Below are 15,680 nucleotides of genomic sequence, written 5' to 3'. Positions count from 1 at the left end.
GCAGTGGTGGAAGCCATCGGCGCAGGACGGCCGGAACGCGGCCATGTGCTCGTGGTGGGCATGGACGGGCTGCGCTACGACCGGCTGGTCCGCTCGCCCTCCGTGGCACCCGTGCTGCACGGCCTGATGGCCGCGGGCGCCCACGGCACCAGTCTGCTGCCCTACGGCATGGCGAACGGCCGGGCCCACGACGGGCGGTCCACCGACATGGCCTACACCGACTCCGGCCCCGGCTGGTCGAGCGTGCTGACCGGAGTGTGGCCCGACCGGCACGGGGTGACCGGCAACGACTTCGTCGGCGCCGACTACGCCCGCTACCCGGACTTCCTGACGCGTGCCGTCGCCGCCCGGCCCGGACTGCGCACCGCGGCCGCGGTGTCCTGGCCGCAACTGGTCCGCCGCGGCGTCCTGGGCGCCGCCATCGGCCGGCGTGTGCGCTACAACGGCGAATTCCGCGGCTACCGCACCGCGGACCGCCGAGTCGCCCGCACGGCCACCCGCTGGCTCACCCGGCACGACCCGGATGCCGTGTTCGTGTACTTCGGTGCCACCGACGAGGCCGGCCACTCAGCAGGCCCTCTCTCCCCCGCCTACGACCGCGCCCTCCTCGCCCAGGACGCCCACCTCGGGCGGCTGCTGGCGGCGATCGAAGCCCGGCGCTGCGACCCCGGGCGGGCGAACGAGCACTGGACCGTGCTCGTCACCACGGACCACGGCCACCTCGACAGCGGGGGCCACGGTGGCGACACGCATGCCGAGCGGGAGGTCTTCGTCATCCTCGCCGAGCCCGGCCTGCCCGGCGGCACCCGGCTCCAGTCACCCCGTCTCATCGACATCGCCCCCACCGTCCTGGACCGACTTGGCATCCCCGTCGACCCCGCCTGGGGTCTGCTGGGCCGCGCTCTGCCCCGGCCCACCACACCGATTGCGGAAGGGTCATGACCGACGTACCCCTCGATCCCCTGGTCGCCCTGCGCCCCTGGGAGGCACCCGAGGTGACCTCCTGGGGGCGACTCCCCATGAACGCCGTCGACCGGCGCCGCGGAGCACTCCCCCTGGACGGCGACTGGCGCTTTGAGTTGCTGTCCGCTCCGCACGCGCCGGTCGGCGGTGCCTGGTCGTCGGCGTACGTCCCCGGCGTCTGGACCCTGCAGGACACGGACGACCTGCCGCAGTACACCAACGTGCGGATGCCGTTCCCCGACATCCCGCCGCACTCCCCCGCCGCCAACCCGACGGGGGTGTACGAGCGTGAGGTGGACGTGCCCGCCGAGTGGGCCGGACGCCGGATCGTGCTCCAGGTCGGGGCGGCCGAGAGCGTGCTGCTGGTGCATGTGGACGGCCGGCCGGTCGGCGTCTCCAAGGACTCACACCTGGCGGCCGAGTTCGACCTGACGGGGCTGGTGCGCCCCGGCTCGTCCGCGACCGTGCGGCTCACGGTCGTCAAGTGGTCCGACGCCTCCCACGTCGAGGACCAGGACCAGTGGTGGCACGGCGGCATCACCCGCTCGGTACTGCTGTACGCCACCGACCCGCTGCATCTCGCGGACGTGACCGTGCGGGCCCGCCGCAGCGGTGAGCTGCGGGTCGACTGCCGGGTGCGGGACGCGGGCGGGGCCCTGCCCGCGGGCTGGTATCTGACCGGTGAGCTGGACGGCGAGCCGCTGGCGCAGGACGCGGAGTTCGACCGCGCCAACGCCGAGGACGAGCGGGTCTCCGACTTCCTCGGCGAGGCCCGGCTGGGGACCACCGTGCCCGAGGTGCGCACCTGGAACGCGGAGACGCCCGAGCTCTACGACCTGACCGTCCGCCTGCACCGCGCGGACGGCACGGTCGCCGACACCTCCCGCCACCGGATCGGCTTCCGGGACGTCGAGATCGTCGGTCGGGACCTGCTCGTCAACGGGGAGCGGGTGTTCATCCGGGGCGTCAACCGGCACGACTTCCACCCGCTGACCGGGCGGACGGTGTCGTACGACGACATGCGCGCCGATCTGGTCCTGCTCAAGCGGTTCGGCTTCAACGCGGTCCGCACCTCCCACTACCCGGGCGACCCGGCGCTGTACGACCTGGCCGACGAGCTCGGCCTCTACGTCGTCGACGAGGCGGACATCGAGTCCCACGACCACGCCCACGAGATCGCCGACGACCCGCGCTACCTGAACGCCTTCGTGGACCGGGTCTCGCGCATGGTGCTGCGCGACAAGAACCATCCGTCGGTCATCATCTGGTCGCTGGGCAACGAGTCCGACTACGGCGCGAACCACGACGCGGCGGCCGGCTGGGTGCGCCGGCACGATACGACGCGGCCGGTCCAGTACGAGGGGGCGGCCAAGCTCGACTGGGCGGCCACGGACGACGCCTCCGACATCGCCTGCCCCATGTACGCGCCCCTCGAGGACTGCGTCGCCCACGCGCTCTCCGGCGAGCAGACCAGGCCGCTCATCCAGTGCGAGTACTCGCACGCGATGGGCAACAGCAACGGCACGCTGGCCGACCACTGGGCCGCCATCGAGGCCACCCCGGGTCTTCAGGGCGGGTTCATCTGGGAGTTCTGGGACCACGGGATTCTGCAACGCGTGAGCGACGGAAGACCGGTCGGGCGTGGGGGCGCCGGCCTCTACGACAACGGTGTCGCCGCGCCCGGCCACCGCTGGGCGTACGGCGGCGACTTCGGGGAGACCATCCACGACGGCGCCTTCATCGCCGACGGCGTGGTCTTCCCCGACCGCACCCCCAAGCCCGCGATGTACGAGCACCGGGAGATCGCGGCGCCCGTGCGCATCGAGTGCTACCGGCACGAGGGCATCGTGCTCGGCAACCACCAGCACTTCCGCGGCCTGGACTGGCTGGCCGGCGAGTGGCGTCTTGACCTCGCCGACGGCACGACGCTGTCCGGGCCGGCCGAGCTGCCGCGCCTGTGCCCCGGCGAGACGGCCGCCGTACCGCTGCCCTTCGCGGTGCCGCAGGACGGTGGCGAGGCCTGGCTGACGCTGCGGGTGACCGTGGCCGAGGACCAGCCGTGGGCGCCGCGCGGCACCGAGGTGTGTGTGCCGCAGATCAGACTGCGCGGTCCCGACCCCGTGGAGGTGGAGGCTCCGGTGGCCCGGCGGGCCGAGGTGGACGGCGAGGGTCTGCTCGTCCATCCGCTGCTGACGGCCGCCCCGACGCTCTCGCTGTGGCGGGCGCCCACCGACAACGACGAACTCGGCGGCATGGCGCAGCGCTGGCGGGCCTGGGGGCTCGACGCGCTGGTGCGCAAGGTCGTGTCGGTGCGCGAGGAAGCCGGCCGCGTGACGGTGGAGGCCGAGTACGCGGGCACGACCGGTGTCGTACGGCACCGGCAGGTGCTGACGCCCGTCGAGGGCGGTGTGCGGGTCGACGAGGAGGCCGAACTGCCGGCGGCGTTCGACGACGTGGCGCGGGTCGGCACGGTCTGGGAGACGGTCGCGGGGCTCGATCTGCTGGAGTGGTTCGGCCAGGGGCCCTGGGAGTCGTATCCCGACCGCAGCACCGGCGCGCCGGTCGGCCATCACGCCGTACCGGTCGACGAGTTGTTCACCCCGTATCTGCGGCCGCAGGAGAGCGGCGGCCGCCACGGCGTACGGCGGTTCACGCTGTCGGCGCCGGACGCCACCGGGCTGTCCGTCACCCTGGACGAGCCCCGTCAGGTCTCCGTGACCCGCTATCGCGCCGGGGACCTCGCCCTGGCCGGCCACCACGACGAGCTGGTCCCGCGGCCCGGCTGCGTGGTGCACATCGACGCCGCGCACCGCGGCCTGGGCACCGCCTCCTGCGGGCCCGACACCTCACCGTCGTACCTCGTCGCACCGGGCATCCACCACTGGAGCTGGACCCTGCGCGTTCTCTGAACTCCCCCCACGCCCTCCACCATCACCTTTCTCACGGATCTTCTTTACGGAGCACACGTGTGTACTTCGCATGACCAGGAACAGGGCGAGGCCCCGCAGGCCGGTGCGGGAAGACGTGGTTTCCTGCGCGCCACCGCGCTGATCGGCGCCGCGGCCACGGCGGGGGTCGCCCTGCCGGCCGCTGCCGCCGAGGCCTCCACGGCGGCCGGCCGGCGCCCCGACCCGGAGAGCCGTCGCTTCACGCTGGCCGTGATGCCCGACACCCAGTACCTCTTCGACGGGCCGAGCATCAACCCCGCGCCCGTCGAGGCGTCCCTGCGCTATCTGCTGGAGCACGGCCGGGACGAGAACATCGTCTTCCTCTCCCACCTCGGCGACCTCACCGAGAACGGCGCGAAGGAGGAATGCGCCGCGATCGGCCGGGCGTTCGAGCTGCTCGACCGGCGGGGCGTCGGCTACAGCGTCCTGGCCGGCAACCACGACGTGAAGTCGTCCACCGACGACCAGCGTGGCCCTACGCCGTACCTGGACACGTTCGGACCGCGGCGCTTCCAGGGCAGCCCCACGTTCGGCGGGGCCTCCTCGGACGGCTACAACACCTACCACCTGTTCCGGGCGGCCGGCCGCGAGTGGATGGTGCTCGCGCTGGACTGGCGGCTGTCGGCGAAGGGCTACGCCTGGGCGAAGGACGTCCTCGCCCGGCACCCGAAGACGCCGGTCATCCTCACCACGCACGAACTGGTCGTCGATGACGACACGTTGTCGTCCTACGGTCAGCAGCTGTGGGACCAGCTGATCAAGGACCACGACCAGATCTTCCTCACCCTCAACGGCCACTACTGGCCGGCGGGCCGGGCGGTCCGCAAGAACGCGGCGGGCAACGACGTCCACCTGCACCTGACGAACTACCAGAACCGCTACTTCGGCGGTGCGGCGATGATCCGCCTCTACCACTTCGACCTGGACCGCGATGTCATCGACGTCGAGACGGTCTCCCCGTGGATCCTCGGCCGGGCCGCGAAGGGCCTGAACGAGCTGGAGCGCCAGGAGATCGAGCTCAGCGGCGACGCCGACCGGTTCTCGGTCGACATCGACTTCGCGGACCGCTTCGCCGGCTTCGCCCCGGTGCCCGCCCGCCCGGCGCGCCCCGCCTCGAAGATGCTGATCCGGGGCACGGCCGCCTACTGGCGCTTCGACTCCCCCGTCTCCGGCACTGTCCGTGACCTGTCCGGCCGCGGCAACGACCTCACCGTGGTCTCCGTGGGCGGCGGCAAGCTCGGCTGGTCGGACGACCACCACCCGGACCAGCCCGGACACGGCAGCCTGGAGTTCCAGGGCTTCAAGTCCCCGCTGCGGGGCGCGTATCTGCGCACGGTCGACGGCGCCCCGCTCAACTCGGCGACGTTCCGGGACGGCTACACCATCGAGGCCTTCTACTGGCTCCCCGCCGACTGGGACGCCTCGCACAACGCCTGGGCCGGTCTGGTCAGCCGTACCGGCACCGGGGGCGCCGCCGGCAAGACGGAGGACGACCCCGACGAGCCGCTCGCCACGCTCTCGCTGTCCGACGGCCCCGGCCCGCAGTGGGCCGTGCGGCCGCTCAACCAGCAGGGCATCGCGACCAACTGGGGCGACGAGACCGCGCGCGAGACGTGGTGGCACGTCGCCGTCGTCAACGACGGCCGGCACACCACGATGTACGTCCAGGGCTGCCCGGTGGCCCGCAACCCGCACTCCACCGCGATCGGCCTCACCACGGTCGGCCTGCCCTGGCTGCTCGGCGGCTACGAGTACGGCGGCCGCATCGACCAGATCCTGTACGGCCGCCTCGGCGACGTCCGGATCGTCGAACGGGCGCTGCCCGTCACCTCCTTCATGACCCACTGACGCCCCTTCGAGGAACACCATGACCGAGCAGCAGCTGCCCACCTGGGCCGACCCGTCCGTCTCCCCCGCCGACCTCGACCCGCAGGGCGTCTCCCGACGCGGACTCCTGCGCCGCGCGGGCCTGTTCGGCGCCGCGTTCGCCCTGGGCGGCGCGGCCGTCCCCACGGCGGCCTCCGCCGCCGACCGGCGCCTGGGCGGAGAGGACCCCCGCCTCGCCTACCTCGTCGGCGACCACCACATCCACACCGTCTACAGCCACGACGCCAAGTACACGTTCTCCCAGCTGGCCGCCGCGGGTGCCGAGTACGGCCTGGACTGGATGGTGTTCACCGAGCACTCCAACTTCGGGCACGCCAAGTACGGCGCCCCGCTGGAGCACCAGGAGATCCTCAAGGCCCGCGCGGAGAACCCGCGCCAGCTCATCTTCCAGGGCCTGGAGTGGTACATCCCGGCCGCCGAGCACTGCACGGTCTTCGCCGCGCCCGGCCGTAACGAGGTCGACCTGCTCACCCGGTTCGAGAGCGCCTACGACGGCAAGCTGCTCGGCTACACCGAGGGCGCCCCGGGCGCGGCGGACACCGCCCGCAACGAGGCCCACGCGGTCAAGGCCATCAAGTGGCTCGCCGAGCAGCGCCGCACGGGCTACGTCGACGACGTCCTCGTCCTCGCCAACCACCCGCTGCGCCTCGGCATCGACTCCCCGCACGAGATGCGCGGCTGGCGCGACGCGGCCCCCGAGATCATGATCGGCATGGAGGGCGCGCCCGGCGCCCAGGGCGCGGCGATCCCCGGCTGGCGCGGGGCGACCTCGATGCGCGGCGAGTACGAGAACAAGCCGTCGGCGCAGTCCTGGCCGGGCTACCCGGCGGAGGCGTACCTCACCTACGGCGGCTTCGACTGGGCGACCGCGACGGTCGGCGGTCTGTGGGACTCGATGCTGGCGGAGGGCCGCCTGTTCTCGGTCACCACGAACTCCGACGCCCACCGCATCGTCTTCGACACCTGGAAGAACGGCGACTGGCCGGCGGGGCAGAACTTCGACAACACCGGCAAGCTGCCCGACCCGGTCGACACCGACACCCCGCAGCCCGGCAGCGACTTCTGGCCGGGCCAGTTCAGCCGCACCCATGTCGGTGTGACCCGCTACGGCTACCGCTCGGTGATGGCGGGCCTGCGCGCGGGTCGGGTCTGGCTGGACCACGGCCATCTGCTGGACGGCCTCGACGTGCGCCTGAAGCGGGACTGCGACCACGGCAGGGGCGTCACGCTGGGCGGCCGGCTGCGCGTCCGCAAGGGCGAGCGGCTCACCCTGCACGTGACGGTGACGTCCGCCTCCCGCCCCAACCCGCAGGGAATCGTCCCGGAGTTGGCGCACGTGGACGTCATCCGCGGCGCGGTGCGCGGCCCGGTGAGCGACCGCGACACCTGGCAGGCGCCCGACACCAGGGTGGTGACGACGAAGGACGTCTCCGGCCGCAAGGGCACCTACACCCTGCGGATCCCGCTGACCGCCGGGAACGAGTCCTTCTACGTCCGTCTGCGCGGCAGCGACGGCAACCGCAACGGCACCGGCTACCTCGGCGCCTCGATCGACCCGCACGGGCCCATCCCGCACGCGCCCGGAAACGGTGACCCGTGGGCCGATACGTGGTTCTATTCCAACCCCATCTTCGTCGACGTGGCAGGAGCCTGAACCTGATGAGACGTCAACTCACCGTCGTGGGCGCGTTATTAGGCGCCCTCACCCTGGGTGCGGGCACGGCGTCGGCCGCCGGCGACCCGCACTGGGTGGAGACCGGCACGGCGTACACCGACACTCTGGGCGGCGGTCAGGGGCTCGCCGCGCGGGCGGACGGCTCGCTGCTGTACCGGGGTCTGGCGGACATCCCGCTGGACCTGCGGTTCAAGGGCTGGAACCACGTCGGGGACCCCGACATCGCCCGCGGCCACACCTTCGACGCCTACCAGGGCCCGGACACGGCCACGTCGAAGATGTTCGCGGTGACGACTCCGGCCGGGAAGCGCTACGAGTACGTCCACCAGCTCAACCCGGGTGAGAAGCTCAACAACTCCTTCGCCACGGTCTCGCCCGACGGCCAGTGGATGGTGTCGGGCGAGTGGGGCGAGCAGCGAAGGCTCCAGGTCTTCCCGGCTCCCCTGCTGAACCCCGCCACGTCCCCGACGGGCGGAGACCTCAAGGAGGCCTGGCAGATCACCCTGGACAAGCCGGTGCGCGACATCCAGGGCTGCGACTTCGTCACGGACACCCGCCTGCTGTGCGCCTCGAACGACGCCACGGGCGCCTTCTTCCCGGAGCCGCGCCCCCTCCTCCAGGTCGACCTCCCCCGCAAGGTGGACGGCCTGCCGATCACCGGTTCGGTGAAGGCCCTGTTCGCCCTGCCGCAACGCAGCGTGTGCACGGGCACGTTCGAGACGGAGGGCGTCGACTACGACGTGAACAGCGGCACCTTGCGGGCGGAGGTCATTGCGCCGGGGGTGTGCGCGGTGGCCACGGCTGTGTACTCGTACAAGCAGGCCACCGGCTGATCGAGTCGAGGAGGGGGCGAGGGCGAGGGCGGGGGCGGGGGCGGGGGCGGGGGCGGGTCAGGCGTAGAACCGCGACAGGCTCTGCAAGACCGCCGCCGGCTTCGCCCCGCCCTCGATCTCGATGGTGCCGTCCACGGCGATCTGCACCCCGCCCGGCACCTCCTCGACCTCGGCCAGCTTCCCGACGAGCCGAATGCGGGAGCCGACCTTCACCGGCGACGGGAAACGCACCTTGTTCAGCCCGTAGTTGACCTTCGTCGTCACCCCCTGGACGTCCAGCAGCTCGGTGAACAGCGGGATGAAGAGCGACAGGGTCAGGTAGCCGTGGGCGATGGGTGCGCCGAACGGGCCCTCGGCCGCCCGCTCCGGGTCGACGTGGATCCACTGGTGGTCCCCCGTGGCGTCGGCGAAGGTGTTGATCCGGTCCTGGGTGACCTCGATCCACTCGCTGGTGCCGAGGTCGCTGCCGGCCAGCTTCTTCAGTTCGTCGAGGCCGTTCACGGTGATGCTCATGCGGTTCCTTCACTGTTTCCGTACCGGGTGCGGACCCGGGACTTGAGGAGTTTTCCGGAGGCGGTGCGCGGGAGTTCGTCCGCGAGGACCACCGACTTGGGGATCTTGTACTTGGCCAGGCGGCCGGAGAGGGCGGCGAGCACCTCGTCGGGGTCGAGTGCGACGCCCTCGCGCGGGACGACCACCGCGCGCGGCACCTCGCCCCACTTCTCGTCGGGCACGCCGATCACCGCGCACTCGACGATGTCGGGGTGGGCGAGGAGGAGGTCCTCGATCTCGGCGGGGTAGATGTTCTCCCCGCCGGAGATGATCATGTCCTTGATGCGGTCGACGATGAAGACGTAGCCGTCCTCGTCGACCCGGGCGGCGTCCCCGCTGCGGAACCAGCCGTCCGCGAAGCAGGCGGCCGTCTCCTCGGGCAACCCCCAGTAGCCGGGCATGACATGGGGGCCGTGGACCACGACCTCGCCGTTCTCGCCGACATCGACCGGGGTCAGGTCCGGCCGTACGACGCGTACGTCGCTGAAGAAGTGCGGTACGCCCGCCGAGCCCGCCTTGCTCACCGCGTGTTCGGCGTCCAGGAACAGGGTCCCGGGGGCGGCCTCGGTCATGCCGTAGCCCTGAAGGAACGTCAGGCCCCGTGCCTGGTACGCGGTGATGAGCGGTGTCGGCACCGGGGAGCCCCCGCACGTCAGGATGCGCAGGGACGACAGGTCGGCGTCGGGCCAGCGGGGGTGACGGGCCACCTGGTCGAACATGGTCGGTACGCCGAACATGAAGGTGATGCGGTGACGCGCGATCAGGTCGAAGGTGGCGTCCGTGTCGAACGCCTCGACCAGGACGCAGGTGCCGCCCTTGAGCAGGACCGGGAGCGTGAGCATGTTCAGGCCCGCGGTGTGGAACAACGGGGCCGACACCAGGGCGCGTTCGTCGGCGATCAGGTCGGTGTCGACCAGGACGTTGAGCGCGTTCCAGGTGAGGTTGCCGTGGGTGAGCATCGCGCCCTTGGGGCGGCCGGTCGTCCCCGAGGTGTACATGATGATGCAGGTGTCGTCGGGGGTGACCGGGGTGTCCACGGGCTCGTCGGAGGCCGACGCCAGCGCGTCCTCGTACTCCGCGCCGCCCACCTCGACGTACGTGCGCACGTCGGTGCTGCCCGGGAGTCCCGCGACCAGTCCGGCGTGTGACGGGCCGTAGAGCAGGGCCTTCGCGCCGGAGTCGGCGAGCTGGTAGGCGATCTCGGGGCCGGCCAGGCGGGTGTTGAGCGGGACGAAGACCGCGCCGAGCGTGCCGGCCGCGAACAGGGTCTCCAGGTAGGAGGGGTGGTTCGGGCCGAGGTAGGCGATGCGGTCGCCGCGCCGCAGGCCCCGGTCGCGCAGGGCGTGGGCGAGGCGGGTGGTGCGGTCGTACAGCCCCGCGTAGGTGTACGTGGTGTCGCCGTGGATCAGGGCCGTGCGGTGCGGGGTCTTGCGGGCCCGGCGTGCGGGCCACGACCCCAGTCCCTCGTTGCGCATGTCACGCCCCCTACGGTTTCGTCAGCCCGAGCAGCCGGGCGGCGTTCTCCTTGAGGATCTTCGGCCGGACCTCGTCCTTGATCGACAGCTTGGCGAAGTCGGCGAGCCAGCGGTCGGGGGTGAGGACGGGGAAGTCGGAGCCGAAGAGGACCTTCTCCTTGAGCAGGGTGTTCGCGTACTGCACCAGTTGGGGCGGGAAGTACTTCGGCGACCAGCCGGAGAGGTCGATGTGCACGCCCGGTTTGTGGGTCGCCACCGCGAGGGCCTCGTCCTGCCACGGGAAGGACGGGTGCGCCAGGATGATCTTCAGATGCGGGAAGTCCGCCGCCACGTCGTCGACGTGGAGGGGGTTGGAGTACTTCAGGCGGATTCCGCCACCGCCCGGCACGCCCGCGCCGATGCCCGTCTGGCCGGTGTGGAACAGGGCGATCGTGCCCGTCTCCTCGATCACCTCGTACAGGTCGTACGCCACCGAGCGGTCGTTGGGGAAGAAGCCCTGGATGCTGGGGTGGAACTTGAAGCCCTTCACCCCGTACTCCTCGACCAGGCGGCGTGCCTGCCGCACGCCCGCCTTCCCCCGGAAGGGGTCGATGGACGCGAAGGGGATGAGGACGTCGGCGTTGGCGGCGGCCGCCTCGGCGACCTCCTCGTTCGGGACCGGCGGTGTGCCCGTCGCGGACTCGGCGTCGACCGTGAAGATCACGGCGGCCATCTTCCGCTCGCGGTAGTAGGCGGCGGTCTCTTCCAGGGTCGGCTTCCGCTTGCCCTCGACCTTGAAGTAGGCCGAAGAGGCGTCGTGCAGGTCGTCGTCCAGGGAGGAGTGCCCCTTGGAGGAGACCTCCGCATGGGTGTGGACGTCGATCGCGACCAGCTCGTCGGGATTCAGGGAGGGGGCCATCACGCCTCCGGGAACTTGGGCGCCGGGATGCCGACCGACTGGAGCTCGGCGCCGACGGAGGTGGGCCAGACGTCGGCCAGGGTGTCGGGGGTCCAGCCGCCGTCCGCGAACGCCGCCGCGATCTCCTGCGGATGCGACCAGAGTGCCACCTTGTCGCCGCCGATGCCGATGGCCTGCCCGGTGATGCCGCGGGCCGCCTCGGAGGCGAGGAAGGGGACGAGGGCCGCGCAGTCCTCGGGGGTGCCGAAGCCCTCGCCCTTGCGCAGGAAGTCCGGCAGCGGCTCGCCGTTCTTCATCGCCTCGACGTACGGGGCGAAGGCGGGGATGGTCTCGGTCATCGCGGTCGCGGCGACCGGCACGATCGCGTTGACGGTGATGCCGGCGCGGCCCAGCTCCATGGACCACGTACGGGCGAAGGCGGCGATGCCGGCCTTGGCGGCGGCGTAGTTCGTCTGCCCGAAGTTGCCGCGCTGTCCGGCCGGGGAGCCGACCAGGATCAGGGTGCCGCCCTCGCCCTGCTCGCGCATGCGGACGGCGGCGGCGCGGGCGCAGGTGAAGGTGCCCTTGAGGTGAGTGGTGATCACCGCGTCGAAGTCGTCGTCGGTCATCTTCCACAGGACCTTGTCGCGCAGGATGCCCGCGTTGGTCACCAGGACGTCGAGCCGGCCGAACTCCTCGACCGCGCGGCCGACCAGCCGGTCCGCGGCCTCGGTCGTGCCGACCGGGACGACCTCGGCGACGGCGGTGCCGCCTGCCTCGGTGATGGACTTCACGGCCGCCTCGGCCACGGCCTCGTCGACGTCGTTGACGACCACGGAGGCGCCGTGGGCGGCCAGGGCGTGGGCGTAGGCGAGGCCGAGGCCCCGGCCGCTGCCGGTGACGACGGCGGCCTTGCCGGTGAGATCGATGCTGGGCACGGGCGGGTCCCTTCGAGTGGCGGTGCGACTTCGAGATCGAAGGTAAGAACAATAGTTGTCGCCGTCAATAGTTGTTGGCTTCCTGTCTTTGCGTCATGCTGGGGGCAGCACATCGCACGCCACGCCCCGCCCGGGGCCTCGACCAGGGAGCCCGCCATCGCCAGCCGGCAGACCACCCACCACACCGCAGGCCCCGTGCCGATCGACGCCGACGAGCCGTGGATGCGCACACTGCACGCGGACACGGGCTATCTGCTGTACCGCCTCGGGCTGCGCTCCGGTCAGCTGTTCAACACGTTCCTGCAGGAGTCGGGGCTGCGGCTGCGCCACTACGCGCTGCTGCGCTTCCTCGCCACCACCCCGGGCGCGCTCCAGCGCGAGCTGAGCGCCTCGCTCGGCTACGACCCGAGCGCGATCGTCGGCCTGGTCGACGACCTGGAGAAGCTGGGCTTCGCCGAGCGGCGCCCCTCCCCCGACGACCGCCGCAGCCGGATCGTCGTCCTGACCGAGGGCGGCCGGGCGTTCCTGCGGGACACCGACGAGGCCGGGCAGCGCGTCACCAACGAGCTGGTCCAGCCCCTCGACGCCACCGAGCGCGAGCAGCTGCACGCGCTGCTCCACAGGGTCGCCGAGTCCGGGCTGGGGTGACGGGACCCGATGACCGCGGACGCCGTACCGTCCCTGCCGGCCGGCGGGGCGCGGTCCGCACCGGGCCGGCTGCTGTCGGTGCTCGGTGCCTTCGACCTCGAACATCCGGCCCTGAGCCTGACGGACATCAGCCGGCGTGCCGGGCTGAGCCTGAGCACCGCGCACCGGCTGGTGGCCGCGCTCACCGAGTGGGGCGCGCTGGAGCGGGACGAGTCCGGGCTGTACCACGTCGGACTGCGGCTGTGGGAGCTCGCCGCCCTCGCGCCGCGCGGGCCGGCGCTGCGGCAGATCGCGCTGCCGTACCTGGAGGACCTGTACGAGGCGACGCACGAGAACGTGCAGCTGGCGGTCCAGGACGGGACCGAGGTCGTCTACATCGAGTGGCTGTCGGGGCGCTCGGCGGTCGGGGTGCACATCCGCGTCGGGGCGCGCTGGCCGCTGCACGCCACGGGCGTCGGGCTCGCGCTGCTCGCCCACACCGAGCCGGACTTCCAGGAGCGGTACTGCGCGGGGCCGCTCGCCTCCTTCACCCCGTACACCGTGACCGATTCAGCCCGCCTGCGCCGCATGCTGGCCGACGTGCGCCGCACCGGAGTGGCGGTGAGCAGCCGCCAGGTCACCGACGACGCCCTGTCGGTCGCCGCGCCGGTACGGGGTCCGGGCGGGGCGGTCGTCGCAGCCGTGTCCGTAGTGGTACCGCAGGCCGACGCACAGGTGCCGGTGCTGGCGCCGGCGGTGCGGCTGGCGGCGCGGGGGATCTCGCGGGGGCTGGGCTGGCGGCCCGCGGAGGGGACGCAAGGGAACGTCCCGGAGGCAGGCGGCCGCCGATATCCCTCTCACCGGTGAGGACGGGGCGTGACATCCCTCGCGATACTGAAAGGGCCCTTGCCCCGAGGAGCCGCCCGTGTCCGCTCGTTCCTGGATCGCCCCCGTGGCCGCACGCCTGCGCACGGCGAATCCCTACGCCGTCGACTCGGCGCTCGCCGCGCTGGTGCTGTTCGCCGTCTCGCTCCAGTGGATCTTCCCTGACGAAGGCGACGACCGGCTGACCTGGCAGGGCTGGCTGATCGGCGCCGCGACCGCGGTGCCGCTGGTGTGGCGGCGCAGGGCGCCGTTCGCGACGGCGTGGGCGGTCTCGGTCGCCACCCCGGTCCAGGCCGTCTATCACGCGCCGCCGCCGGACGTGATGTACGGCGGCATGGTCGTCCTGTACACGATGGCCACCCTGGGCAAGCCGTGGCAGCGGCGGGTGATGCTCTTCGGCTGGCTGGTCGGGGTCTCCCTCACGATGCTGCACAAGGAGGACCCCCAGCCGTTCGAGTACGCCTTCCACCTGCTCAGCGTGGTCTGCGCGTACGGCTTGGGCGTGCTCGCCCGTGTGCAGCGGGCCTACACGGCCGAACTGGAGGACCGGGCCCGGCGCCTGGAGCGCGAGCGGGCCGCCGACACCGCGCGGGCCATCGCGCAGGAGCGCTCCCGGATCGCCCGGGACATGCACGACGTCCTCGCCCACGCGGTGAGCCTGATGGTGGTGCAGGCCGAGGCGGGGCCGGTGGTGGTGCGCAGCGATCCGGCACGTGCGGAGGCCGCGTTCGACGCGATCGCGGCGGCGGGGCGGGACGCGATGGCACAGCTGCGCCGGATCCTCGGGGTACTCAAGGACCAGCGGAACAACGGCGGTTCGTGGCGGCTGCCGCAACCGGGCGTGGCCGACCTGCCCGGCCTGGTCCGCCAGGTCGGCGAGTCCGCCGACCTGCGCGTGGAACTGCGCACCTCGGGCACGCCCCGCCCGCTGCCCCCGGACACCGAGGTCGCCGCCTTCCGGGTGGTCCAGGAGGCCCTGACCAACACCGTCAAGCACGCGCAGGCCGGCTCCGCTACCGTCGAACTCGACTGGACGGAGAACGAGTTGACGCTGACGGTCACGGACGACGGAAGCGGACCGGTGGGCGGCCCCGGCGGGCACGGCCTGATCGGCATCCGGGAGCGGGCCGCCGCCTGCGGGGGCAGCGCACGGGCCGGGCGCGGGCCCGGGGGCGGCTTCCAGGTGCTCGTAAGGCTGCCCGCGACCGTCGACCGGCAGGCGGCCCTGGGATGAGCATCCGGGTGGTCGTCGCCGACGACCAGGAACTGGTCCGCGCCGGGTTCGGCATGATCCTCCAGGCGCAGCCGGACATCGAGGTGGTCGCCGAGGCCGGGGACGGCGCCGAGGCGGTCGCCGCGGTCGAGCGGCACACGCCGGACGTGCTGCTGCTCGACATCCGTATGCCGGTCATGGACGGACTGGACGCGGCCCGGCGGGTGTGCGGGCAGTCGAGCTGCAAGGTCGTCATGCTGACCACGTTCGACCTGGACGAGTACGTGTACGAGGCGCTGTGCGCGGGCGCCAGCGGCTTCCTGCTGAAGGACGTGCGGCGGGACGACCTCGTGCACGCCGTGCGGGTCGTCGCGGCGGGTGACTCGCTGCTGGCGCCGGCGGTGACACGGCGGCTGGTCGCGGACATCGTGCGGCGCAAACGTGCCGAGACGGCCGTGGAGGCCACGCCGCGGCGGCTTGACGTCCTGACGGCACGCGAGGTGGAGACCTTGCGGATGCTGGCCCGGGGGCTGTCCAACGCGGAGATCGCCACCGCCCTGTTCGTCAGCGAGCACACGGTGAAGACCCATGTGAGCAACGTGCTGGGCAAGCTCGCTCTGAGGGACCGGGTGCAGGCGGTGATCTGCGCGTACGAGACGGGGCTCGTCACACCGGGATCCCCCTAGCGAGGGAGTTCCCGGCGTCTCTCCCCCGTGCGACGGAGGCCCGTAAACCGCTCCCTCCGGCGATCCGGTGACCACCCCCGCGGCGCGAGTCTGAGGGCGATGGCAACCGACCGTCCTGCCG

The 15,680-nt window shown here is 72.2% G+C and carries 13 protein-coding genes; 9 read left to right on the top strand and 4 right to left on the bottom strand.

The window, feature by feature from the left end:
* Positions 1-60 precede the first annotated feature (60 nt).
* From ACIRD7_RS04330 to ACIRD7_RS04310, 5 genes are read left to right on the top strand one after another with little or no spacing between them, the layout of a single operon-like run.
* Entirely contained in the window at positions 61-942 is an 882-nt protein-coding gene (locus tag ACIRD7_RS04330; protein ID WP_403451651.1) for an alkaline phosphatase family protein, read from the top strand.
* Positions 939-3,872: a glycoside hydrolase family 2 TIM barrel-domain containing protein gene (locus ACIRD7_RS04325; RefSeq protein ID WP_403449526.1), complete on the top strand. Its 2,934-nt coding sequence runs from the start codon at positions 939-941 to the stop codon at positions 3,870-3,872. Before ACIRD7_RS04330 ends, ACIRD7_RS04325 begins: the two co-directional genes overlap by 4 nt.
* Before the next feature lie 57 nt (positions 3,873-3,929).
* Positions 3,930-5,759, top strand: coding sequence for a LamG-like jellyroll fold domain-containing protein (locus ACIRD7_RS04320; RefSeq protein ID WP_403449524.1), 1,830 nt, complete (start codon positions 3,930-3,932; stop codon positions 5,757-5,759).
* A gap of 19 nt (positions 5,760-5,778) precedes the next feature.
* Positions 5,779-7,452: a PHP domain-containing protein gene (locus ACIRD7_RS04315; protein ID WP_403449521.1), complete on the top strand. Its 1,674-nt coding sequence runs from the start codon at positions 5,779-5,781 to the stop codon at positions 7,450-7,452.
* A 5-nt stretch (positions 7,453-7,457) separates the two neighbouring features.
* Complete coding sequence (locus tag ACIRD7_RS04310; RefSeq protein WP_403449518.1) at positions 7,458-8,306, top strand: hypothetical protein; 849 nt, start codon at positions 7,458-7,460, stop codon at positions 8,304-8,306.
* A 57-nt stretch (positions 8,307-8,363) separates the two neighbouring features.
* Here ACIRD7_RS04310 and ACIRD7_RS04305 read toward each other — a convergent pair whose 3' ends face one another.
* From ACIRD7_RS04305 to ACIRD7_RS04290, 4 genes are read right to left on the bottom strand one after another with little or no spacing between them, the layout of a single operon-like run.
* Complete coding sequence (locus tag ACIRD7_RS04305; protein WP_403449515.1) at positions 8,364-8,819, bottom strand: MaoC family dehydratase; 456 nt, start codon at positions 8,817-8,819, stop codon at positions 8,364-8,366.
* Entirely contained in the window at positions 8,816-10,333 is a 1,518-nt protein-coding gene (locus ACIRD7_RS04300) for a long-chain fatty acid--CoA ligase (protein WP_403449513.1), read from the bottom strand. The genes ACIRD7_RS04305 and ACIRD7_RS04300 overlap by 4 nt, the downstream gene beginning before the upstream one ends.
* Before the next feature lie 10 nt (positions 10,334-10,343).
* Positions 10,344-11,231 (bottom strand): amidohydrolase family protein, encoded by an 888-nt coding sequence (locus ACIRD7_RS04295; RefSeq protein ID WP_403449510.1) that lies wholly within the window; start codon positions 11,229-11,231, stop codon positions 10,344-10,346.
* Positions 11,231-12,148 carry an SDR family NAD(P)-dependent oxidoreductase gene (locus ACIRD7_RS04290; RefSeq protein ID WP_403449507.1) on the bottom strand — a complete coding sequence of 306 codons (918 nt, stop codon included), beginning with the start codon at positions 12,146-12,148 and terminating at the stop codon, positions 11,231-11,233. The genes ACIRD7_RS04295 and ACIRD7_RS04290 overlap by 1 nt, the downstream gene beginning before the upstream one ends.
* A 222-nt stretch (positions 12,149-12,370) precedes the next feature.
* Between ACIRD7_RS04290 and ACIRD7_RS04285 the strand changes: the two genes are divergently transcribed.
* From ACIRD7_RS04285 to ACIRD7_RS04270, 4 genes are read left to right on the top strand one after another with little or no spacing between them, the layout of a single operon-like run.
* On the top strand, positions 12,371-12,796 hold the full coding sequence (locus ACIRD7_RS04285) for a MarR family winged helix-turn-helix transcriptional regulator (RefSeq protein WP_403451649.1): 426 nt from the start codon (positions 12,371-12,373) through the stop codon (positions 12,794-12,796).
* A 9-nt stretch (positions 12,797-12,805) separates the two neighbouring features.
* On the top strand, positions 12,806-13,642 hold the full coding sequence (locus ACIRD7_RS04280; RefSeq protein ID WP_403449504.1) for an IclR family transcriptional regulator: 837 nt from the start codon (positions 12,806-12,808) through the stop codon (positions 13,640-13,642).
* Between the two features lie 58 nt (positions 13,643-13,700).
* On the top strand, positions 13,701-14,894 hold the full coding sequence (locus tag ACIRD7_RS04275) for a sensor histidine kinase (RefSeq protein ID WP_403449501.1): 1,194 nt from the start codon (positions 13,701-13,703) through the stop codon (positions 14,892-14,894).
* Entirely contained in the window at positions 14,891-15,559 is a 669-nt protein-coding gene (locus tag ACIRD7_RS04270; protein WP_403449498.1) for a response regulator, read from the top strand. The genes ACIRD7_RS04275 and ACIRD7_RS04270 overlap by 4 nt, the downstream gene beginning before the upstream one ends.
* Positions 15,560-15,680 lie beyond the last annotated feature (121 nt).

The organism is Streptomyces sp. NPDC093568 (genome assembly GCF_044764945.1).
Classification (GTDB): Bacteria; Actinomycetota; Actinomycetes; order Streptomycetales; family Streptomycetaceae; genus Streptomyces.
The sequence above is the reverse complement of the archived record's forward strand: the minus strand, read 5'-3'. Positions and strand labels throughout refer to the sequence as shown.

Excerpts from the sequence above, each read along its gene's own strand:
- ACIRD7_RS04330 (WP_403451651.1), top strand. The coding sequence starts at position 61 with ATGGACGGGCTGCGCTACGACCGGCTGGTCCGCTCGCCCTCCGTGGCA.
- ACIRD7_RS04325 (WP_403449526.1), top strand. The coding sequence starts at position 939 with ATGACCGACGTACCCCTCGATCCCCTGGTCGCCCTGCGCCCCTGGGAG.
- ACIRD7_RS04315 (WP_403449521.1), top strand. The coding sequence starts at position 5,779 with ATGACCGAGCAGCAGCTGCCCACCTGGGCCGACCCGTCCGTCTCCCCC.
- ACIRD7_RS04310 (WP_403449518.1), top strand. The coding sequence starts at position 7,458 with ATGAGACGTCAACTCACCGTCGTGGGCGCGTTATTAGGCGCCCTCACC.
- ACIRD7_RS04305 (WP_403449515.1), bottom strand. The coding sequence starts at position 8,819 with ATGAGCATCACCGTGAACGGCCTCGACGAACTGAAGAAGCTGGCCGGC.
- ACIRD7_RS04300 (WP_403449513.1), bottom strand. The coding sequence starts at position 10,333 with ATGCGCAACGAGGGACTGGGGTCGTGGCCCGCACGCCGGGCCCGCAAG.
- ACIRD7_RS04295 (WP_403449510.1), bottom strand. The coding sequence starts at position 11,231 with ATGGCCCCCTCCCTGAATCCCGACGAGCTGGTCGCGATCGACGTCCAC.
- ACIRD7_RS04285 (WP_403451649.1), top strand. The coding sequence starts at position 12,371 with ATGCGCACACTGCACGCGGACACGGGCTATCTGCTGTACCGCCTCGGG.
- ACIRD7_RS04280 (WP_403449504.1), top strand. The coding sequence starts at position 12,806 with ATGACCGCGGACGCCGTACCGTCCCTGCCGGCCGGCGGGGCGCGGTCC.
- ACIRD7_RS04270 (WP_403449498.1), top strand. The coding sequence starts at position 14,891 with ATGAGCATCCGGGTGGTCGTCGCCGACGACCAGGAACTGGTCCGCGCC.